The 19297-nt window shown below is 61.8% G+C and carries 19 protein-coding genes, 1 tRNA gene and 1 riboswitch; of the genes, 6 read left to right on the top strand and 14 right to left on the bottom strand.

The window, feature by feature from the left end:
* Window positions 1-24: 24 nt before the first annotated feature.
* From AC1PUL_RS19215 to tesB, 3 genes are all read right to left on the bottom strand, one after another.
* Complete coding sequence (locus AC1PUL_RS19215) at window positions 25-1458, bottom strand: ammonium transporter (protein ID WP_480465631.1); 1434 nt, start codon at window positions 1456-1458, stop codon at window positions 25-27.
* A gap of 27 nt (window positions 1459-1485) precedes the next feature.
* Entirely contained in the window at window positions 1486-1836 is a 351-nt protein-coding gene (locus AC1PUL_RS19210) for a P-II family nitrogen regulator (RefSeq protein WP_076396987.1), read from the bottom strand.
* A gap of 215 nt (window positions 1837-2051) precedes the next feature.
* Window positions 2052-2936, bottom strand: a complete 885-nt coding sequence (tesB, locus tag AC1PUL_RS19205) for an acyl-CoA thioesterase II (RefSeq protein WP_298461116.1) — start codon at window positions 2934-2936, stop codon at window positions 2052-2054.
* A 53-nt stretch (window positions 2937-2989) separates the two neighbouring features.
* Here tesB and AC1PUL_RS19200 point away from each other — a divergent pair, with 53 nt between their 5' ends.
* On the top strand, window positions 2990-4234 hold the full coding sequence (locus tag AC1PUL_RS19200; protein WP_480468636.1) for a ubiquinone biosynthesis hydroxylase: 1245 nt from the start codon (window positions 2990-2992) through the stop codon (window positions 4232-4234).
* A 41-nt stretch (window positions 4235-4275) separates the two neighbouring features.
* Here the strand turns inward: AC1PUL_RS19200 and AC1PUL_RS19195 are convergent, their stop codons facing one another.
* The 4 genes from AC1PUL_RS19195 to AC1PUL_RS19180 all read right to left on the bottom strand — a co-directional run bounded on the left by AC1PUL_RS19195 (window position 4276) and on the right by AC1PUL_RS19180 (window position 6786).
* Complete coding sequence (locus AC1PUL_RS19195) at window positions 4276-4473, bottom strand: Trm112 family protein (RefSeq protein ID WP_480465630.1); 198 nt, start codon at window positions 4471-4473, stop codon at window positions 4276-4278.
* A gap of 3 nt (window positions 4474-4476) precedes the next feature.
* Window positions 4477-5154: an LON peptidase substrate-binding domain-containing protein gene (locus tag AC1PUL_RS19190; RefSeq protein WP_480465629.1), complete on the bottom strand. Its 678-nt coding sequence runs from the start codon at window positions 5152-5154 to the stop codon at window positions 4477-4479.
* Between the two features lie 86 nt (window positions 5155-5240).
* A complete protein-coding gene (gene trxA, locus AC1PUL_RS19185; RefSeq protein ID WP_480465628.1) occupies window positions 5241-6215 on the bottom strand; it encodes a thioredoxin in 975 nt (324 codons plus the stop codon).
* A gap of 67 nt (window positions 6216-6282) precedes the next feature.
* Window positions 6283-6786 carry a prolyl-tRNA synthetase associated domain-containing protein gene (locus AC1PUL_RS19180; RefSeq protein WP_480465627.1) on the bottom strand — a complete coding sequence of 168 codons (504 nt, stop codon included), beginning with the start codon at window positions 6784-6786 and terminating at the stop codon, window positions 6283-6285.
* Between the two features lie 275 nt (window positions 6787-7061).
* Here AC1PUL_RS19180 and AC1PUL_RS19175 point away from each other — a divergent pair.
* Window positions 7062-7136 (top strand) — tRNA-Gly (locus tag AC1PUL_RS19175).
* Between the two features lie 111 nt (window positions 7137-7247).
* Here AC1PUL_RS19175 and AC1PUL_RS19170 read toward each other — a convergent pair.
* From AC1PUL_RS19170 to AC1PUL_RS19150, 5 genes are all read right to left on the bottom strand, one after another.
* Window positions 7248-8258: an aldose epimerase family protein gene (locus AC1PUL_RS19170; RefSeq protein ID WP_480465626.1), complete on the bottom strand. Its 1011-nt coding sequence runs from the start codon at window positions 8256-8258 to the stop codon at window positions 7248-7250.
* Window positions 8259-8298: 40 nt separating this feature from the next.
* The gene (locus AC1PUL_RS19165) at window positions 8299-9483 is read right to left on the bottom strand and encodes a vWA domain-containing protein (RefSeq protein WP_480465625.1); all 1185 of its coding nucleotides are present in this window, start codon (window positions 9481-9483) and stop codon (window positions 8299-8301) included.
* A gap of 93 nt (window positions 9484-9576) precedes the next feature.
* Window positions 9577-10506 carry a homoserine O-acetyltransferase MetA gene (metA, locus tag AC1PUL_RS19160; protein ID WP_480465624.1) on the bottom strand — a complete coding sequence of 310 codons (930 nt, stop codon included), beginning with the start codon at window positions 10504-10506 and terminating at the stop codon, window positions 9577-9579.
* A 92-nt stretch (window positions 10507-10598) separates the two neighbouring features.
* A riboswitch (SAM riboswitch) is annotated at window positions 10599-10676 on the bottom strand.
* Between the two features lie 1235 nt (window positions 10677-11911).
* On the bottom strand, window positions 11912-12118 hold the full coding sequence (locus AC1PUL_RS19155; protein WP_136539253.1) for a DUF1737 domain-containing protein: 207 nt from the start codon (window positions 12116-12118) through the stop codon (window positions 11912-11914).
* Window positions 12115-13035 (bottom strand): HpcH/HpaI aldolase/citrate lyase family protein, encoded by a 921-nt coding sequence (locus tag AC1PUL_RS19150; RefSeq protein ID WP_480465623.1) that lies wholly within the window; start codon window positions 13033-13035, stop codon window positions 12115-12117. Before AC1PUL_RS19150 ends, AC1PUL_RS19155 begins: the two co-directional genes overlap by 4 nt.
* A gap of 110 nt (window positions 13036-13145) precedes the next feature.
* On the opposite strand from AC1PUL_RS19150, the gene AC1PUL_RS19145 reads away from it, so the two are divergent.
* Window positions 13146-13376 carry a hypothetical protein gene (locus AC1PUL_RS19145; RefSeq protein ID WP_480465622.1) on the top strand — a complete coding sequence of 77 codons (231 nt, stop codon included), beginning with the start codon at window positions 13146-13148 and terminating at the stop codon, window positions 13374-13376.
* A 164-nt stretch (window positions 13377-13540) separates the two neighbouring features.
* Window positions 13541-14146, top strand: coding sequence for a 3-isopropylmalate dehydratase small subunit (leuD, locus tag AC1PUL_RS19140; protein ID WP_480465621.1), 606 nt, complete (start codon window positions 13541-13543; stop codon window positions 14144-14146).
* Between the two features lie 58 nt (window positions 14147-14204).
* Here leuD and AC1PUL_RS19135 read toward each other — a convergent pair whose 3' ends face one another.
* Window positions 14205-15137, bottom strand: coding sequence for a pyridoxal-phosphate dependent enzyme (locus AC1PUL_RS19135; RefSeq protein ID WP_480465620.1), 933 nt, complete (start codon window positions 15135-15137; stop codon window positions 14205-14207).
* 188 nt (window positions 15138-15325) lie between these two features.
* Here AC1PUL_RS19135 and leuB point away from each other — a divergent pair, with 188 nt between their 5' ends.
* Window positions 15326-16438, top strand: coding sequence for a 3-isopropylmalate dehydrogenase (leuB, locus tag AC1PUL_RS19130; protein ID WP_480465619.1), 1113 nt, complete (start codon window positions 15326-15328; stop codon window positions 16436-16438).
* Between the two features lie 323 nt (window positions 16439-16761).
* Window positions 16762-17637: an RNA polymerase factor sigma-32 gene (locus AC1PUL_RS19125; protein WP_480465618.1), complete on the top strand. Its 876-nt coding sequence runs from the start codon at window positions 16762-16764 to the stop codon at window positions 17635-17637.
* Between the two features lie 69 nt (window positions 17638-17706).
* On the opposite strand, the gene AC1PUL_RS19120 is transcribed toward AC1PUL_RS19125, so the two are convergent.
* Complete coding sequence (locus tag AC1PUL_RS19120; RefSeq protein ID WP_480465617.1) at window positions 17707-19206, bottom strand: M48 family metalloprotease; 1500 nt, start codon at window positions 19204-19206, stop codon at window positions 17707-17709.
* Between the last annotated feature and the right edge of the window lie 91 nt (window positions 19207-19297).

Below are 19297 nucleotides of genomic sequence, written 5' to 3'. Positions count from 1 at the left end.
AGAGGTTGAGATCCGTCAGGGATCTCAGTTGTGGTAGGCGGCTTCGCCGTGCGAGGCGAGGTCCAGACCTTCGCGTTCGGCCTCGACCGGCACGCGCAGGCCAACGATCATGTCGACGACCTTGAAGAGGATGATCGAGATGATACCGCACCACAGGACGGTGACGATGACGCCCTGGAGCTGACGCCAGACCTGGGTGGCCGTGCCGTCGTAGATCGCGGCAAAGGTCGGGTCGGCATAGTTGACGATGCCAGCGCCGCCGAGGGCCGGGTTGACGAACACGCCGACCAGAATCGCGCCCATGATGCCGCCAACGCCGTGGATGCCGAAGACGTCAGCCGTGTCGTCGTAGCCGAACTTGTTCTTCACGGTCGAGCAGAAGAAGTAGCAGACCGGGGAGACGACCAGACCCATGACGATCGCGCCCATCGGACCGGCAAAGCCGGCAGCCGGGGTGATCACGACGAGACCAGCGATCGCACCCGAGACGGCGCCGAGCATCGAAGCCTTGCCGCGGGAGAAGGTTTCGACCAGAGCCCAGGAGAGGATGGCAGCTGCGGTGGCCAGGAAGGTGTTGATCATGGCAAGCGCTGCATAACCATTGGCTTCCAGGTTGGAGCCGGCGTTGAAGCCGAACCAGCCCACCCAGAGAAGGCCAGCGCCGATCAGGGTCATGGTCATCGAGTGCGGAGCCATCATGTCCTTGCCGTAGCCGGTACGCTTGCCAACCATGATCGCGCCGATCAGGCCTGCAATACCAGCGTTGATGTGGACGACGGTGCCGCCTGCGAAGTCGATCGCGCCGAAGCCGAAGATCAGGCCGGTCGGGTCAGAATAGGCGCTCGGGCCGCCCCAGAACCAGACCATGTGGGCGATCGGGAAGTAGACGAAGGTGAGCCACAGAGCCGAGAACAGGATCACGGCCGAGAACTTCACGCGCTCGGCAAAGGCGCCGACGATGAGGGCCGGCGTGATTGCCGCAAAGGTCATCTGGAAGCAGACAAAGACGAGTTCCGGAATGGCAACGCCCTTGGAGAAGCTTTCTGCCATCGTCGAGGTGTCGACGCCGGACAGGAACATCTTGGAGAAGCCGCCAACGAAGGAGTTGAGGCTGCCACCATTGGTGAAGGCGAGCGAGTAGCCGTAGATCACCCAGAGGATCATCGCCATGGCAGCGATCGTGGTGACCTGCATCAGGACGGACAGCATGTTCTTGGCGCGAACGAGGCCACCATAGAACAGACCGAGACCCGGGATGGTCATCAGGAGAACCAGGACGACAGAAACCAGCATCCAGGTGGTGTCGCCCTTGTCGACTGTCATGGCGGGCGCCGCAGCAGCTGCCGCTTCGGCTGCTGCCGGAGCAGCTTCCTGTGCGAAGGCGACAACCGGCGCCAGCAGTGCTGCCGACGCGGCGCCAAGGCGCACGAGATTGGAATTCAACTTGGCAAATGACATCAGAAAAAACTCCCCTTACAGCCGTTCTTACAGAGCTTCGGTGTTGGTTTCGCCGGTGCGGATGCGCACGGCCTGATCGATCGCGTAGACAAAGATCTTGCCATCGCCGATCTGGCCGGTCTTGGCAGCGGAAGCGATGGCTTCAACGGCCTTGTCGGCGAGTTCGGACGAGACAGCGATCTCGATCTTCAGTTTCGGCAGAAAGCTGACGGCGTATTCGGTGCCGCGATAGATTTCAGTGTGCCCCTTCTGGCGTCCATAGCCCTTGACCTCGGTCACGGTCAGCCCCTGGATCCCCACAGCCGTCAAGGCCTCGCGTACCTCGTCCAGCTTGAACGGCTTGATGATAGCCATCACAATCTTCATCTGGTTTCCCATCCTTTGCTTGTCCTCGGCTCGGAGCCGACTCTCCTTGCCGCCGGCAGGAACTTTCGCGCAGCGACTGGCCTAAGACATTCAAAAGGCGTGCCAGATTCAAGAAGCCCAATAAGTTATTGAAATGTAAAGGTTCTGTCGCATTCACCCAAGAAACAGGCAAATGAATGCACAATGTGCGCACAAAAAAAGCGCAAAAAAACCCAATTGCCTATGATTTAATCATTTGCCCGTTTGCGGATCAGGCCCTCCTGGGCCACCGACGCAATCAGCCGTCCATCCCGGGTGAAAATGCTGCCACGCGTCATGCCGCGGGCGCCGGCAGCACTTGGGCTGTCCTGGGTGTAGAGGATCCAGTCGTCCAGCCGGCAGGGCCGGTGGAACCACATGGCGTGGTCAAGGCTCGCCACCTGCAGCTCCGGATCGAAGATCGAGGTGCCATGGGCGTAAAGCGAGGTATCGAGCAAGGTCATGTCCGAAAGATAGGCAAGGATCGCGGCCTGATAATGCCTGTCATCCGGAACGATGCCCGAGGCGCGAACCCAGATATGGGCTTCCGGCTCGAGTTTTTCGCGCGACAGATAATGCGTCAAAGACGTCGGGCGGATCTCGATCGGTCGTTCGCGTCCCCAGTACTTCTTCACCGTCTCCGGCGCCTGCGCGAGGAAGGCGGCGCGGAATTCCGCCTCTCCCATCAGGGATTCCGGTGCGGGCACATTCGGAATCGCCACCTGGTGATCGAAGCCCGGCTCTTCCACCTGGAACGAAGCCGACATCGAGAAGATGGCCTTGCCGTGCTGGATTGCCACCACCCGGCGCGTGGTGAAGGACGAACCGTCCCGGATGCGTTCGACCTGGTAGATGATCGGGATCGAAGGGTCGCCTGGGCGCATGAAATAGGCATGCAGCGAATGGACGATGCGGTCGGGGTCGACGCAGCGCTGTGCGGCCATCAGTGCCTGCGCGATGACGAGACCGCCGAAGACGCGCTGCCAGCCGTTTTGCGGACTGCTGCCGCGAAACAGATTTTCCTCCAGCTTTTCCAGATCGAGACGCTCGATCAGCTCTTGCATGGGTTTGGTCTGGCCTGATGGCTGCGACATAATGCATTGCTCCGCTTATAGGCACCCGTTCAAGGCTGATCTATATAGGTGACATCAGGTCTACAAGAACAAAGGAATTCGCCATGCTGGATGTGCTCGTCGTCGGCGGTGGCTATGTCGGTCTTTCCGCGGCGGTCGCCATGAAACAGGCAGCACCGCATCTTGCGATCGAAGTTGTCGAAGCAGCACCCGAAGAGGCCTGGAAAAAGGACCCCCGCGCCTCGGCAATCATCGCGGCCGCAACGAAGATGCTCGACGTCTTTGGTCTGTGGGACAGGATCGAGCCCGATGCGCAGCCGATCAACCGGATGATCGTCACCGATTCGAAGACCTCCGATCCGGTGCGCCCCGTTTTCCTGACCTTCGACGGTGCGGTCGAGGACGGACGTCCCTTCGCGCATATGATCCCGAATGTCAGCATGGTCGCAGCTTTGCGAGACGCCTGCGCCGAGCGCGGCATCGCCATCCGCCACGGCCTTCGGGCGACGGGATTTCGCGATACCGGCCCGAGCGCCGAGCTGACGCTTTCGGATGGCAGCGTCGTTTCGACGCGGCTCGTTGTGGCCTGCGACGGTGTCCGCTCGAAACTTCGGGATCTCGCCGGCATCAAGACGGTGACCTGGCAATACGGGCAGTCGGGCATCGTCACGACGGTGGAGCATGAGCGCCCGCACGAGGGCGTGGCCGAAGAGCATTTCCTGCCGGCTGGCCCCTTCGCCATTCTGCCGCTCAAGGGCAATCGCTCGTCACTCGTCTGGACCGAACGCACGGAAGACGCGGACCGCCTCGTGGCGTCAGACGATCTGCTGTTCGAGGCGGAACTCGAGCGGCGCTTCGGCCATAAGCTCGGGACGATCCGGGCCACGGAAGATCGCCGGGCCTTCCCGCTCGGCCTGACGCTTGCCCGCGCCTTTATCGCCCCGCGTCTCGCTCTCGCCGGCGATGCGGCCCACGGCATCCATCCGATCTCCGGTCAGGGCCTCAATCTCGGCTTCAAGGATGTCGCGGCTCTCGCCGAAACCGTGGTGGACGCAGATCGCCTCGGGCTCGACATCGGCTCGGTCAACGTCCTTGAGCGCTACCAGATCTGGCGGCGGTTCGACACCTTCCGCATGGGCGTGACCACGGATGTGCTCAACCGTCTCTTCTCCAACGATGTGACGCCGGTTCGCGTGCTCCGAGACTTCGGTCTCGGCGTCGTCGATCGTATTCCCGCCGTGAAGAATTATTTCATTCGCGAGGCTGCCGGTGCAGCGGGTCGAAACCACCCCCGACTTCTCGGCGGCCAGAGCATCTGAGGTCATCCGATTACGGTCAGCTCCGGAACCGATCGCCGGCTCTAGGCCGGCATTTCGAGCTTGCGCGCTTCTGACACCAGCATGATCGGGATCCCGTCGCGGATCGGATAGGCGAGCCTGGCCTTTTCGGAGATGAGCTCGTTCTTGTCCCGGTCCCATTTCAGCATGCCTTGCGTCAGTGGACAGACAAGAAGCTCCAGCATCTTCGGATCAATCAGGCTGGTCGGATTATCGGCCATGGGTCACTGCAACATGGTGTCGGCGTCACCAAAGGTCCGGGCAAGCACGATCTCGGTAATGGCGATCAGGGTTTCGGCACGGGTCTTGAGATCAGGCGCCTCCAGAAGCGCCTGCTTTTCCGGCGGGCCGAAGGGCGACATCATCGACAGGGAATTCACCAATGTCAGGTTCGACGCGCGCTCGACGCTCTCCCAGTCCGCCTCCAACTTGTTGGCCTCCAGATAGGCCTTGAACGCAGCCAGGAGCCCCGCACGATTGACCTGCGCCTCATCCTCCGCCGACGCAAGATCGGCAACGAAGGGCGCAATGTGGAAGCTGCGGAACGGCTTCGTCGTCGTCGCCTCATCCAACAGCCGGAAACGGCAGACACCGGCGAGCGAGACGATATAGCGGCCATCGCCGGTTTCGGTGAAGGACGTGATGCGGCCGAGGCAGCCAACGGGGGCCAGGTTGGGGCGCTCCGGCAGGATATTGGCCTGCACTTCCGACATCGCCGGCTGGATCATGCCGATCAGCCGGTTCCCGGAGAGGGCCGCGTCGAACATCGCCAGATAACGCGGTTCGAAGATGTTCAGCGGCAGCTGTCCGCCCGGCAAGAGCAGCACGCCGGAGATGGGGAAGACCGGGACCGTCTCGGGTAAGTCCGCAGCCGTCAGATATCGGGCATTTCCCACTTGCATTGGAGCACATCCTGTCCGGAAAAGTCCGGCGTTCGTTCCTGCTTCTATCTGGGTCGCGGCGGCCAAAACTCAAGGCCGGCGGCAGCTCAAGAAAAGAGGATTGACGAAAGTCTGCGCCGTGCCATGACGGTTGCGGGATCCTTGGGGCCCCAAACCTCGAAGAACTGCAGGAGCTGCTTGCGTGCGCCGTCATCCTCGTAAGTCCGGTCCCGCTTCATGATCAGCAGCAGATGTTCTGCCGCTTCTTCGCGACGTCCTTCGACATTGCGGATCTTGGCAAGCTTCATCCGAGCTTCGTGATCGTCCGGGTTCAGCGACAGCGTATGTTCGAGTGCCACGGGATCGCCGAGCTTCCGGGCCTCATCGATCTGGTCCAGACGCTTCAGAACCGCCTGGATTTCGGCGGCCTTGGCCAGATCTTCCGGCAGCTGGCTCACGAGTTCGCGGGCCCTCTGGTGCTGGTTCGCCCCGATCATGCAATCGGCAAGCCCGGCAATCGCCTTGGTATTGTCGGGGTCCGCCTGGAGGATCGCCGCAAACAGCTGGGCTGCCCCATCGATATCGCCTGCGGCCAGCAGGCCGGCAGCCTCTTCCAGCACGGCAGCGATTTCAGCCGCCTGGTCCGCACCGGCCGGACCGGCAACCTTGTCGATGAAGGCCTTGACCTGGCTTTCGGGCAGTGCGCCCATGAACCCGTCGGCGGGGCGACCATTGACGAAGGCGACCACCGCCGGGATCGACTGGATGCCGAGCTGGCCGGCGACCGACGGATGGTCGTCGATGTTCATCTTGACGAGCTTGACGCGACCGCCGGCTTCCTTGACCGCCTTTTCGATGACAGGCGTCAGCTGCTTGCAGGGGCCGCACCAGGGCGCCCAGAAATCGACGAGGACCGGCTGGTTGCGCGATTCGTCCATGACGTCGCGGGCGAAATTCGCCGTCGTCGTGTCCTTGATCAGCTCGCCGACCGGAGCCTGACCCTCGGGAGCGCCACCAAACTGGGCCTTGGCCGTCATGGTCTGGTTGCCATAGCCGCCGTAAGGGTTGCCGTAGTCGCTCATCCTGTGCATCTCCCGCCTGTTTCGCAGCCCTTGCCGGGGCTGCCGTCCTTGCCGTTAAGATCGTATGTCAGGCCGTGACTTTCAAGACAAGCGGCGTATGCCCGGTCGCCTCCATGAAGCGGATCAGGTCATCGCGGCCGATCGAGGTCGTCGCATCATTGGAGAGCGGATGGCAGTTGATGATCTCGTGCTCCATCAGATCCTTGTCGAGCACGAAGGTGACGTTCTTGCCGGTATCGTTGATCGCACCGAGCGCCGTCACGGAGCCAGGGACGACGCCCAGATATTCCATCAGCTTCTCCGGCTTGCCGAAGGACACCTTGCTCGCCGCACCGATGATCGTGTGCACGGTCTTCAGGTCGACGGACGCATGTTCCTCGACCGTCAGCAGGAAGAAATTGTCCTTCTTGTCCTTCACGAACAGGTTTTTGGTATGGCCGCCAGGGATCTCGTCGCGCAGCGACACGGATTCGGCGACCGTGAAGACCGGAGGATGGCTCTTGGTCTTGTGGGCAATTCCCAGCTCGTCCAGAAAGCGGAAGAGATCGTCAGGCGTTTTCGGCGTCGTCATCATGGCCTCACTTGCAAAGTCGGTGTTTTCAGGCCCGTGCGTAACGGGATTTGTATCGAGGCATAGGCCCAAGACCGACATCCTGCAATCTTTCTTGCCGCCCAAAACCCCGCAAAAGCTGAGCTTTCTCAGCCTGTTGTGGCCACTCCAAATTTTTTTCGCACGGATCCGTCATTTCCCTGTTGCATTTGAAAATCGGTTGGGCCATATAGCGCCCGTCGCCGCAAGACGGACGGCCCACGATCCAGACACTACCCCAGGATCGCGGTTGATGAGCGGGTGTAGCTCAGGGGTAGAGCACAACCTTGCCAAGGTTGGGGTCGAGCGTTCGAATCGCTTCACCCGCTCCATTCTTCCTCCAAACAGTTTTTGAATTTGTGGGATTGATGGCCCCTTTGCGCGTCTTTCGTCGAAAAGCCTTGCCGGCCACAGATCACCCCGCAGCCGGCCCCCTCCTGACGTCAGCTCTTCGAAAACACGTAATCCGTTTCCTGGCGCAGCACCTCGCCGGGCCGCAGCACTGCGTTCGGGAAGTTCGGATGGTTGATCGCATCCGGCCAGACCTGGGTCTCCATGCAGAAGCCGGCAAAGGCGCCGTAACGGCGCCCTTTGAGGCCCGGAACGGCCGGCGAGACCTTGCCGCCGGCATAGAACTGCACGCCCGGCTCCGTCGTCAGGATCTCCATCGTCACACCGGAATTGACACTGCGCGCAAGCGAAACGCTGCGCTTGGCAACGCGGCTGCTCGAGAAACAGAAATTGTGATCGTAGCCGAGCTGCACCCCATCGACCTCCAGACGGATCGGTCGCATGTCGCGGAAGTCGAAGGCGGTGTTTTCGACAGGGCGGATTTCACCCGTCGGAATGAGGCGCTCGTCGACCGGCGTGTAGTGGTCGGCGGCAATCATCAGGTCGTGGCCGAGAATATCGGGGCGACCGTCAAGATTGAAATAGGCGTGGTGGCAGACATTGGCGATGGTCGGCTTGTCGGTCACCGTCTCATAGACCGCCGAGAAGACGCCGCCTGATTTGAGCGCGAAGCTCGCGCGGGTGCGCGTCGTCCCGGGATACCCCGCCCGCCCCTCCGGATCTTCGATCTCCATCACGACGTGATCGGTCGAATGCTCCAGGATCGTCCAGTTGCGCCGGCCCATGCCGTCGGAGCCGCCATGCAGATGGGTGATGCCCTTCTCGTTGAGCTCCAGCTGGTAGTCGACGCCATCCAGCGTGAAGCGACCGCCACCGATACGGTTTGCGCAACGGCCAGGCGTCGCGCCGAAATAGGGGGAATGGTCGAGATAACCGGCAAGGTCTTCGAAGCCGAGCACCAGCGGCGCATCGTGGCCGTCGAGCCTGAGGTCCTGTAGGACCGCGCCCAAGGTGATGATCGAGGCCGTCAGGCCACCGCCCGTCAGCACCACCTTCTCGACCGCCTCTCCCGTTGGCATCACGCCAAACACCGTCTTCGTCATCTTGTCGTTTCCTCGCCTCAAATTTTCATCGTCTTGTGTCTCAGCGCGAAAGCTCGCGGGCTGCGGCCTCCAGGCCGCCCAGCGTCAGCGGATACATCCGGTCACCGATCAGCCGCCGAATCAGTCCGACCGACATCGTATAGTCCCAGTTCGCCTGTGGCAGGGGATTGATCCAGAGATGCCGCCGGAAATGGTCGGTCAGTCGTGTGAGCCAGGCCGCCCCGCTCTCGGTGTTCCAGTGCTCGACCGAACCGCCGGGATGGGTGATCTCATAGGGGCTCATGGCCGCATCGCCGACAAAGATCAGCCGGTAGTCCGCGCCGAATGTCCTGATCACATCCACCGTCGCAATGGTATCGGCGTGACGGCGCTGATTGTCCTTCCAGACGCGCTCATAGGGGCAATTGTGGAAGTAGAAATACTCCATGTGCCGGAATTCGGAGCGTGCGGCAGAAAACAGCTCCTCGACCTCGCGCACATGGTCATCCATCGAGCCTCCGATATCGAAGAACATCAGGAGCTTCACGGCATTGCGCCGCTCGGCTTGCGTTTTCACATCCAGATAGCCGTGCTCGGCGGTGGAGCGGATCGTGCCTGCGAGATCAAGCTCCTCGGCCGCACCTTCGCGCACGAAGCGGCGCAGCCGTCGAAGCGCCACCTTGATGTTGCGGGTGCCGAGTTCGACGCGGTCGTCGAGATTGCGAAATTCTCTGCTGTCCCAGACCTTGACCGCGCGTCGATGGCGGCTTTGCTCCTGGCCGATGCGCACGCCTTCGGGGTTGTAACCATGGGCGCCGAAGGGCGAGGTTCCGGCCGTGCCGATCCACTTGTTGCCGCCCTGATGGCGCTCCTTCTGTTCGGCCAGCCGCTCTTTGAGCGTCTGCATCAACTTCTCGAAGCCGCCAAGGCTCTCGATCAGCTTCTTGTCCTCATCCGACAGATGCTTTTCCGCCAGCTTGCGCAGCCAGTCCTCGGGGATCGTCTGCCGATCGACGCCATCAGCGGCCCCCTCGCTCAAGATCCCGCCGAAAATCTCGGAAAACACCCGGTCGAAGCGATCGATGAATCGCTCGTCCTTCACCAGGGTGGTGCGGGCGAGATAGTAGAAGCCTTCGGGATCGAAATCGACGAGACCCGCTTCAAGGCCTTCGAGCAAAGCCAGGTATTCCCGCAGGGTCACGGGAACCTTCTCTTCTCTCAGGCGCAGAAAAAACGGCAGGAACATCGGACGACTATGGCTCGGTTCATCGGCGGCGGCATCCTGTCATAGAGCACCCCGCCTGTCCTCACAAAATCCGCGCCCGCCCCCGCGCCGCCGTCAGCCCGCCAGGTCCTTGCCGATCTCGTTCAGATCATAAGGCGTCATCTGGTAGATCTCGTTGATCCAGTTGCCGAACAGGAGATGCGCATGGCCGCGCCAGCGGTTGAGCGGGGTGAGCGTGTCGTCATTATGCGGGAAATAATTGTACGGCAGCTTGATCGGGATCCCCGCCGACTTGTCACGAAAATACTCGTCCCCCAGCGAGGTCGAATCATATTCGACATGGTTGAACATGTAGAGCCGGTTGGCGCGCTTCTCCTGCACCAGGCAGACACCCATCTCGTCGGATTCGAGCAGGATCTTCAGCTCCGGCACCTTCTCGATGTCGCCGCGACGCACTTCCGTCCAGCGGGAGACCGGCACCTGGAAATCGTCGGAGAAGCCGTTGAGATAGACGGAGGACGGCGCAAGGTTGCGGTGGCGATAGACGCCGAAGGCCTTTTCCTTCAGCGCATGCTTCGGCACCCTATGGAAGTGATTGATCGCCGCCATCGCTCCCCAGCAGACATTCATGGTCGAGTGAACATTGGTCTCCGTCCAATCAAGGATTTCCTCCAGCTCCGGCCAGTAAGTCACTTCCTCGAAGGGCAGCGTTTCCACCGGCGCGCCGGTGATGATGAAGCCGTCGAACTTGCGGTCCTTCACCTCGTCCCAGGTCTGGTAGAAGGAGAGGAGATGCTCCTCCGGCGTGTTCTTGGCCTTGTGGCCACCGACGCGCACCAGCGTCAGCTCCACCTGCAGCGGCGAGGCACCGATCAGCCGGGCAAACTGCACCTCGGTCTTGATCTTGTTGGGCATGAGATTGAGCAGGCCGATCTGCAGCGGGCGAATGTCCTGGCGAACGGCCATGGTTTCGGTCATCACCCGCACACCCTCATGCACGAGGGTTTCAAAGGCGGGCAGCGTATCGGGGATCCTGATCGGCATGTGACTCTCGACTTTCCTTGTCACGGCGGTTTCACACCGCGGAAACAAAAAACACCGGCAGCTTTTATATCGCCACCGGCCCTCGGAAAGTCTTCAAACTCGCCTCGGCCCTTTAGCGACTTATTTTACGTGGCTGCAAGCCGGCCGGCCAAATCACCACGGAACACGAGGCCTTTTACGCCTGTCACGGACGCGAATCAATGGGGAAGAGGATGGATGGGTGTGCCCTTATTTGTTCTCGAAGCCTGCCGAAGCCGAGCCGCTTCTCCCACTCGTAGATCGCATGGCTTGTGACTGGATCCTCGGGTCAAGCCCGAGGATGACAAAGTGTGAGGGGAGCGACAGGTATCCTCCACAACCGTTTCGATCGCACAACGCTTGAGGAGGATCCCTTCCTCCACGCTAGAGGTCGTCATCCTCGGGCTTGACCCGAGGATCCAGTCACAAGCCTTTCAAGGCCAGACGGCCACATCAAACCGCCCCACTTTTCGAAAAAAGGGGGACGACTTCCAAAAATCCCCCAACAAAATCAACGTCACAACTTTTTTTCATCCCCGCCCATTTTTCCCGCCTTACCCTAATCACCGTCCCGCCCTCGGATACACCTGACGATGCGATGTCAGGCGAGGCGGGGCCGGCGCCGGGGGCGCGTGCTGTCGCAGGCACAAATCCCCGGCCCGCTGCAACGGTCTCCCTCCGGACGAAGGGCTTGACGAGGGTGATGGGGTCGGATGCCCCAAAACCTGGATACCCTGATCGGAAGGACGTGCCTGAGAGGCACACAAACAAGGCGCCCGCGCTGTCGCGAACATCCAGACAGCGGGGCGAATAAAACGGCGGGGATGGCTTGGGATCGCCAATGATCCAAACTCATCCCCCGGGCGAGGGTCCCGGTCGGAATGGTGCACCATCCGGCGGGAACCTCCCGGGCCACCGGCCAGGCTGAAGCGTCATCTCGTATGACACTGCAGCCGGACCCGCGCCCGGTCATCCTCGGGCCTGACCCGAGGACCGTCGCCGCCTTGCCAGAGAGACGCATGCAGCGGGAAAAAACGCCGAACGAGGCGCCGGAAGGAGCCACATACATTACTTAGACAGGTTGCTTCTGGCGCCTCGTCCGAAACAAGCATTGATGACCCGGAGGGAGATGATCCCGACCGGCGGCGAAGCTTGGGCTTTTTGACAGTTCAGTGTCACCTCCCCCCATGCGGGGGAGGACGGAAAATCGAAGGCTTAGGCGAGCGCAAGCCGCCTAAACTTCAGATTTTCCTGGTGAGGGGATCAGTGCTGCGGGCACGACGAACAGACCCCCTCTCTGGCGATTTCTGATGTTTAGGCGGCTTGCGCTCGCCGAATTCATCGAAATCGCTTTCTCCCCCACCAAGGGGGAGATGGGAGAGCACGCTCACTGCTCGCCGAGTTTCATCGAGGGATCATAGTCCTTGCCATGCACCGTCTTTACCACGGCCTGGCCGCAATACATGCGGTTTTCGGCGGCGTTGAACGTGTGGCTCGGCGAGCCGTGCAGTTCCCAGCCCTTGTTGAGCGCGTCGGTCACGCGGTGGCAGAAGCTCGAATCATCCGGGCCGGTGAGGAAACGATAGACTTTCATGGCTTGTCCTTTCTGGCGTCGATCAAAGCGAGCTTGGCAAGCAGGCGGGCAGCCTCCTCGGCATGCAGTCGCTCGATCATTCGCCCGTCGATGTTGATGACATTGAGGCCCGCATGGGCCGGGTCGGAAAAGGCGTCGGCCACGATACGGGCCTCGGCAATCGCGGCATCCGAGGGGCCGAAATGGCGATTGGCAGGTTCGATCTGCACCGGATGGATCAGCATCTTGCCGTCAAAGCCCATGGCCCTGCCCTGCCCGCATTCCTCCGAGAAGGCTTGGAGGTCACGAAAATCGTTCGAGACGCTGTCGATCACGTCGAGCCCGTAGGCGCGGGCGGCGAGCACGACCTGCATCAGATAGGGCACGAGATAGGTGCGTCCGGGCGCTGCCGGAATACCGGTCGCCTTGCGCAGATCGTTCAACCCGACGACGAAGGCATCGAGCCGGCTGTCGCTGGTGCGCCCCGATGAGGCGATTGCCGCGGCATTCAGCACACCGCGCGGTGTTTCGATCATTGCCCAGATCCTGAGACCTTCCGCCGCATCGCTCTCGCTGAGCATGTCCGCCACGTCCTGCACCGTCACCGGCTCCTCGACCTTCGGGAGAAGAACGGCATCGGGCAGGGCGGCAAGGACCAGGCTGATGTCCTCGCGATAAAATGCGGTGTCGGCAGCATTGACCCTGATGATCCGCTCCCGGTGGCCAAGATCTCTATCTCTTAGGAAATTCAGAAGGTTGAGGCGCCCATCCTCCTTGCGGTCTTCGGCCACGGAATCCTCAAGATCGAAGATGACCGCATCGCAATCGAGGTCCGCCACCTTGTCCAGGGCACGGTCGTTGATCGCCGGAACTGTCAGGATCGAACGGCGAAGACGCGACGGGTGATGCGCGCGGAAGGAGGAGGCCTCTGAAGTCATGGCCGAGTTCTGGCAAGCTTTGCCCGGCCATGCAAGATGACAATTGGGTGAAAGGCCCTTGCAATGCCCTGGAATAAGGACCACCTTGGCATCTGAGAAAGGACACGATCATGCAGAATTTTCGATCCGCCGTTTACGCCCTCGCTGGCCTCGCCTTTGTCGGTCTCGCTGCCGCCTTCGCGGTTTCGCTGACGCTGGTGGTCGGTGCGCTCCTGACCGTTACGCTCGGCGCCCGCATGCTGATGGGCAAGACGAAGCGCGCTCCGGTCTACGTCAAGGCGAAGCGTCGCGAAGACGTGCGCGTCTGGAACGACGGCAAGGGCACGATCATCGATCTCTGATCTGGCCTTAGGCCGATCCTTCATCTCATCCGGGATCCGGATGAGATGCCTTTCGTTCGCGAAAGACATCGATCCAGCCTCTTCAAGATTCTCCTTCAATTTATTCCGGTTTTGCTCTATGGGCGGGTCATCAAACGCGCATTAGCCAGATCGAAGGCAGACTGATGGACAAGTTCGTAAAGCTCACCGGTGTCGCGGCACCGCTTCCGGTCGTCAACATCGACACGGACATGATCATCCCGAAGGATTACCTGAAGACCATCAAGCGCACCGGTCTCGGCACCGGCCTCTTCGCCGAAGCGCGCTACAAGGAAGATGGTTCGGAAAACCCGGATTTCGTTCTGAACAAGGCGGCTTACCGGAATGCCCAGATCCTGGTGGCCGGCGACAATTTCGGCTGCGGCTCCTCGCGCGAGCATGCGCCGTGGGCGCTGCTCGACTTCGGCATCCGCTGCGTGATCTCGACCTCGTTTGCCGACATCTTCTACAACAACTGCTTCAAGAACGGCATCCTGCCGATCGTCGTGAGCCAGTCCGATCTGGACAAGCTGATGGACGATGCCTCGCGCGGCTCCAACGCCGTGCTGACCGTCGACCTGGAAGCCCAGGAAATCACCGGTCCTGACGGAGGCAAGATCGCCTTCGAGATCGATGCCTTCAAGCGCCACTGCCTGCTGAACGGTCTCGACGACATCGGCCTGACGCTGGAGAAGGCATCGAGCATCTCGACCTTCGAGCAGTCCAACGCCGCCCAGCGCCCTTGGGCCTGAGCCTTGGCTGAGAAGTGACGTGATGAAGCCGGGCCAGTGCCCGGCTTTTTCTTTGACCTTAGAGGAAACGGGCCCGCCAGGCTTCGAGTGCGGCAAGCGACACGCCGATCCCGCCGCAGACCTCGATCAGCGGTGCCTTGTAACGCGACAGCCGATCGGCATGCACATCGGCGACGGCGAGTGCTGCACCGCAGGCGGGCTCGACGAGGATCCGTTGGGCATCGGCAAACTTCAGACAAGCCGCAACAGCCTCGGCGTCGGTGACCGTGACACTGTCGATCGGATGGGTTTCAAGCAGATCGAAGACATGTTGCGCGACCTGACGTGCGCCGAGCGAATTGGCGATCGAGGTGATGGCCGGGAGCGTGACGCGCTCCCTGGCAAGGACGGCAGCGTTCAGCGAGGCCGCACCTTCCGTCTCGACGGCAATGACGGGAACATCGCCCAGCCCATTGCGCCGCAGCCCCTCGACGATGCCGGCGAGCAGCCCGCCGCCGCCAACGCTGGTTACGACACAGTCAAACTCGGCACCGGCCTTCACCACTTCATCGATCAGCGTCGCGTGACCTTCCCAGAGCAGCGGATGGTCATAGGGATGGACATAGGCGGCCTTGCGTTCGGCCGCGAGTGCCACAGCATGGGCATTGGCCTCGTCGAAGACGACACCATGAACCATCACATTGGCGCCCGTTGCAGCGATCCGGGCGCGGACTTCGGCAGACGTTGTTTCCGGCACGACGATCGTCACCGGCACGCCGAGCGCCTTGCCGGCGACGGCAGCCGCGATGCCGGCATTGCCACCGGAGGCGCAGAAGATCTCGCGTGCCCCTTTGGCCACCTCGTGCTGGCACAGCAGGCCGACGCCGCGCAGCTTGAAGCTTCCCGAGGGCTGCAAGGCATCGAGCTTCAGCCAGAGCGGCAGGCCGCTTTTGCTGTAGTCGGCGGCCGTGCGCAGAAGGGGCGTTTGGATGTGGAGCGGAGAAAGCGGCATGGGGCACTCGAAAGGCAGGAAGGGAAGCTGAAGCTGTGCCGTGTTTTGAACCTCTGGACATGCCGGGTCAACCATCCCTCGCCCTTCGGTAAGCGCGCCAAACCGTACCGTTTCCGGCCTATCTCGCTTGAAATGCCCCTGCCCGGCGCGTAAGAAGCCGCGACTTCTTTTTCGAGTGGAGGGTTTCCATGACGGCTCGCAATCTTCTCCTGCTGCCCGGCGACGGCATCGGCCCCGAGGCCATGGCCGAAGTTCGCAAGATCATCGGCTACATGAACGAGGCGCATGGCGCCGGCTTCGTCACCGACGAAGGCCTCGTGGGCGGTTCCGCCTATGATGCCCATGGCGCGGCGATTTCCGAGGCTGACATGGCAAAGGCGCTCGCCGCCGACGCCGTTCTCTTCGGTGCCGTTGGTGGTCCGAAGTGGGACGACGTCCCTTACGAGGTTCGCCCGGAGGCCGGCCTGCTTCGTCTGCGCAAGGATCTGGAACTCTTCGCCAACCTGCGTCCGGCGATCTGCTATCCGGCGCTTGCCAATGCCTCGTCGCTGAAGCCGGAGCTGGTCGAGGGTCTCGATATCCTCATCGTCCGCGAACTGACCGGTGGCGTCTATTTCGGCGAGCCGAAGACCATCACCGATCTCGGCAATGGCCAGAAGCGCGCCGTCGATACGCAGGTCTATGACACCTACGAAATCGAGCGCATCGCCGCCGTCGCCTTCGAACTCGCCCGCACCCGCAAGAATGCGGTCTGCTCGATGGAAAAGCGCAACGTCATGAAGTCGGGCGTCTTGTGGAACCAGGTGGTCACCGCGACCCACAAGGAGAAGTTCTCCGACGTCAAGCTTGACCACATGCTGGCCGATGCCGGCGGCATGCAGCTGGTGCGCGCACCGAAGCAGTTCGACGTCATCGTCACCGACAACCTGTTCGGCGACATGCTCTCCGACGTTGCCGCCATGCTCACCGGCTCGCTCGGCATGCTGCCGTCGGCTTCGCTCGGCGCTCCGGATGCCAAGACCGGCAAGCGCAAGGCGCTCTACGAGCCGGTGCATGGTTCCGCACCGGATATCGCCGGAAAGGGCATCGCCAACCCGATCGCCATGATCGCCTCCTTTGCCATGTGCCTGCGTTACTCGTTCAACATGGTCACGGAAGCCGATCGCCTCGAGAAGGCCATCGCCAATGTGCTCGACAAGGGCATCCGCACCGGTGACATCATGGCCGAGGGTTGCCGCCAGGTCGGCACGGTCGAGATGGGTGATGCGATCCTCGCAGAGTTCAAGGCGCTTTCTGCCTAACTGAACCCAACCCAGTTTGCTTTCTACGGCGCGGGGCAACCCGCGCTGTTTTGCGTTTTCGGGGTCCGCTACTCTCCCTCCGCTGCCGACCTTGCTCTCACTTCCCCGTGATCACCCCTGTCCGACAGAAGGTCGCACCCCATGCAGCAATCCGATGGCGCATGCGCCGCGTAGTGGTGGTCAGACAAGCAGATGAGAGCGACGCAACCACCGCCCTTGTCCGACATTGTTGGAACCTGACCGGGATTAAGCCGTTCAGCAGACAATGCCGGCAACCAGGCCTGCGAGAGGCCAGCGGTCCCAAGAGACCATGGAGATGTTCGATGAAAGCCACATCCGCTGACAGACACATCATAAAGTATGCCATGTCACAGCCCTATCTGGAGCGCGAGGAAGAACTCGACCTCGCCATCCGCTGGAAGGAAAACGATGACCAGGGTGCCCGCAATCGCATCGCCCAGGCGCATATGCGACTTGTTATCGCCATGGCCTCCAAGTTCCGTGGCTTCGGCCTGCCGCTCAACGACCTGATCCAGGAAGGCTATATCGGCCTTCTCGAGGCTGCCGCCCGCTTCGACCCAGGCCGGGAAGTGCGCTTCTCGACCTATGCCGGCTGGTGGATCCGGGCCTCGATGCAGGACTATATCCTGCGCAACTGGTCGATCGTGCGCGGCGGCACGAGCTCCAGCCAGAAGGCGCTGTTCTTTAACCTGCGCCGCCTGCGCGCCAAGCTTGCTCAGGGCGACAACCGCCTCTCCGACCAGGCCATTCATCAGGAAATCGCCTCGGCGCTCGGCGTCAGCCTCGCTGACGTCCAGTCGATGGATGCGCGCCTCTCCGGCAACGATGCTTCTCTGCAGACGCCAGTTGCCGGTCGCAACGGTGAAGGCACCGAACAGCTCGACATGCTGGAAAGCAACGAGGCGCTGCCGGACGAACAGGTTTCCTCGATCATCGACGGCGAACGCTGGAACGGCTGGCTGAAGGACGCGATGAACCGGCTCAACGAGCGCGAAAGCCGGATCATCAAGGCCCGCCGTCTGACCGAGGACGGTGCGACCCTCGAAGAGCTCGGCGCAGAGCTCGGCATTTCCAAAGAGCGGGTTCGCCAAATCGAGACGCGTGCCTTGGAAAAGCTGAAGATTGCGCTGACCGACAAGGCACCCGCCGCCGCTGCCAGCTACGAGATGGCCTACTGAAATCAGCCCCGATGACACACGAAAGCCGGCCTTCGAGCCGGCTTTTTTGTTGGCTTGAGGCTTCAGGCCTTACTCGGAGATGATCTTGACGCGCATGCCCGGTGTGACCGTCGAGGTCGGGCCGAGTGCATTGATCAAGCGGAAGAGCTCGAGCTTTCGATCCGTGCCCATCATGCGGGCAGAGAGCGTGCCGACAGTATCACTGGACCCTACGGTCACGACGCGGACACGCAGCGGCTTCAGGGACGCTGCTTCCTGCGGGGTAATTCGACGGAACGAAGCTCGCAGCTGTGCCGCCGTCGATTCCAGCGCCGGGCTGCCCTTCGGCACAGCGGTCAGGAAACGAAAAATCTGTGGCCCGATGCGGATGACGGTGATGTCGAAATCCCAGCGGTCTGCCGAGGCGCGCGCGGTCGCCGCTTCCAGTCCGTTGACCGTGATCGTGCGGATCGTATCGGGCAGCAGGCCTGTCACCCAGCCGCTCGAAATATAGTTCGGCAGGCTGATCTTCTGGCTGTCGGCAACGCCATCGAAACGAATGGCCACGTCACCCGGACCGGTTGCCAGGACAGCCTCGACCTTGTTGTCGATCTGGAAGCCGGGCGGCACGTCGAAACGGATACCGAGCTGGCCGTGGAGGAAGGTCTGGCCGCGCACGAAGCCTTCCTGCGGGCTATCACCGTAGAGCAGGCCGTCGATGCCGTTCAGATAGTAATCGCGACCCGTCTCGCCATGGGTGCCTTCCGGACCGAAGGCGCGGGCATGGCGCTTGGCGAGCTCGACACGCTGCGGTGCATTCGGATGGCTCGATAGGAAGTCCAGGCTCTGGTCGGCGTCGGGATCAACAGAGCTGAACTGGCTGTAGCGGGCCATGGAGTCAAGGAAACGGGCGGCGGCATAGGGGTCATAGCCGGCTTCGCCCAGCGTGCGCACGCCGATGACATCAGCCTGCAGCTCTTGCTGGCGCGAGAAGGCGGCGAGCCGCAGCTTGCCACGGGCCAGCGCCTGCTTGCCGGCGAGATCGCTGGAGAGCACTTCGGCGACGACGCGGCTGGCAATCACTTCCGCCTCTTCACGGCGCTGACGCTCGATGCCGTGATTGGCGGTCACGTGGGCCATTTCGTGGCTGAGCACGGCGGCCACTTCCGAGGCATCATTGGCAAGCGCCAGAAGACCGCGCGTCACGTAGAGATAGCCACCCGGCAGCGCGAAGGCATTGATCGCCGGGGAATTCAGGATGGTGATACGATAGGACTGGTTCGGGTTTTCCGACACCGCCGTCAGCGCGCCGGCAATGCGAGCGACGAGGCGTTCGGTCTTGGCGTCGGAATATTCCCCGCCATAGGAAGCAACGATGCGCGGATGCTCGCGCGCACCCATCTGGGCGCGCGGGTCACCCTTCTGCACCTCGTCAACGATCTGCGGATTGCTGGAGGGCGCGACCGAGGGCTCATAGGCCTGTTCGAAGAGCGACTGGCAGGAGGAAAGCACAAGCCCGGCCGAGATCAGCACAGCAACGCTCGACGCGAGCCTTGCAGGCCGGCGCCACCGATCTCGATCGGCAGTCATCGCGCTGTTCCGGCTCAAAAACTGCATCCTGCCCCTTCACGCTGTGCTCCGATCTCGCCGGTGTGGCAGAACATCGGGTTGCAGCATCCAA

The organism is Rhizobium sp. P43 (assembly GCF_056730705.1).
This window is presented reverse-complemented; position numbering and strand designations above follow the sequence as displayed.

Bases quoted from the DNA above. Each gene is read 5' to 3' on its own strand.
- trxA (WP_480465628.1), bottom strand. From the start codon at position 6,215: ATGAGCGACTACGGCAACCCTTACGGCGGCTATGGCAACCAGACCATG.
- AC1PUL_RS19155 (WP_136539253.1), bottom strand. From the start codon at position 12,118: ATGAAAGTCTATCGTTTCCTCACCGGCCCGGATGATTCGAGCTTCTGC.
- AC1PUL_RS19145 (WP_480465622.1), top strand. From the start codon at position 13,146: ATGCAGAATTTTCGATCCGCCGTTTACGCCCTCGCTGGCCTCGCCTTT.
- AC1PUL_RS19135 (WP_480465620.1), bottom strand. From the start codon at position 15,137: ATGCCGCTTTCTCCGCTCCACATCCAAACGCCCCTTCTGCGCACGGCC.
- AC1PUL_RS19180 (WP_480465627.1), bottom strand. From the start codon at position 6,786: ATGACGACGCCGAAAACGCCTGACGATCTCTTCCGCTTTCTGGACGAG.
- leuB (WP_480465619.1), top strand. From the start codon at position 15,326: ATGACGGCTCGCAATCTTCTCCTGCTGCCCGGCGACGGCATCGGCCCC.
- leuD (WP_480465621.1), top strand. From the start codon at position 13,541: ATGGACAAGTTCGTAAAGCTCACCGGTGTCGCGGCACCGCTTCCGGTC.
- AC1PUL_RS19190 (WP_480465629.1), bottom strand. From the start codon at position 5,154: ATGCAAGTGGGAAATGCCCGATATCTGACGGCTGCGGACTTACCCGAG.
- AC1PUL_RS19165 (WP_480465625.1), bottom strand. From the start codon at position 9,483: ATGTTCCTGCCGTTTTTTCTGCGCCTGAGAGAAGAGAAGGTTCCCGTG.
- AC1PUL_RS19210 (WP_076396987.1), bottom strand. From the start codon at position 1,836: ATGGGAAACCAGATGAAGATTGTGATGGCTATCATCAAGCCGTTCAAG.
- AC1PUL_RS19170 (WP_480465626.1), bottom strand. From the start codon at position 8,258: ATGACGAAGACGGTGTTTGGCGTGATGCCAACGGGAGAGGCGGTCGAG.
- AC1PUL_RS19150 (WP_480465623.1), bottom strand. From the start codon at position 13,035: ATGACTTCAGAGGCCTCCTCCTTCCGCGCGCATCACCCGTCGCGTCTT.
- AC1PUL_RS19195 (WP_480465630.1), bottom strand. From the start codon at position 4,473: ATGGCCGATAATCCGACCAGCCTGATTGATCCGAAGATGCTGGAGCTT.
- AC1PUL_RS19125 (WP_480465618.1), top strand. From the start codon at position 16,762: ATGAAAGCCACATCCGCTGACAGACACATCATAAAGTATGCCATGTCA.
- metA (WP_480465624.1), bottom strand. From the start codon at position 10,506: ATGCCGATCAGGATCCCCGATACGCTGCCCGCCTTTGAAACCCTCGTG.
- AC1PUL_RS19215 (WP_480465631.1), bottom strand. From the start codon at position 1,458: ATGTCATTTGCCAAGTTGAATTCCAATCTCGTGCGCCTTGGCGCCGCG.
- AC1PUL_RS19120 (WP_480465617.1), bottom strand. From the start codon at position 19,206: ATGACTGCCGATCGAGATCGGTGGCGCCGGCCTGCAAGGCTCGCGTCG.
- tesB (WP_298461116.1), bottom strand. From the start codon at position 2,936: ATGTCGCAGCCATCAGGCCAGACCAAACCCATGCAAGAGCTGATCGAG.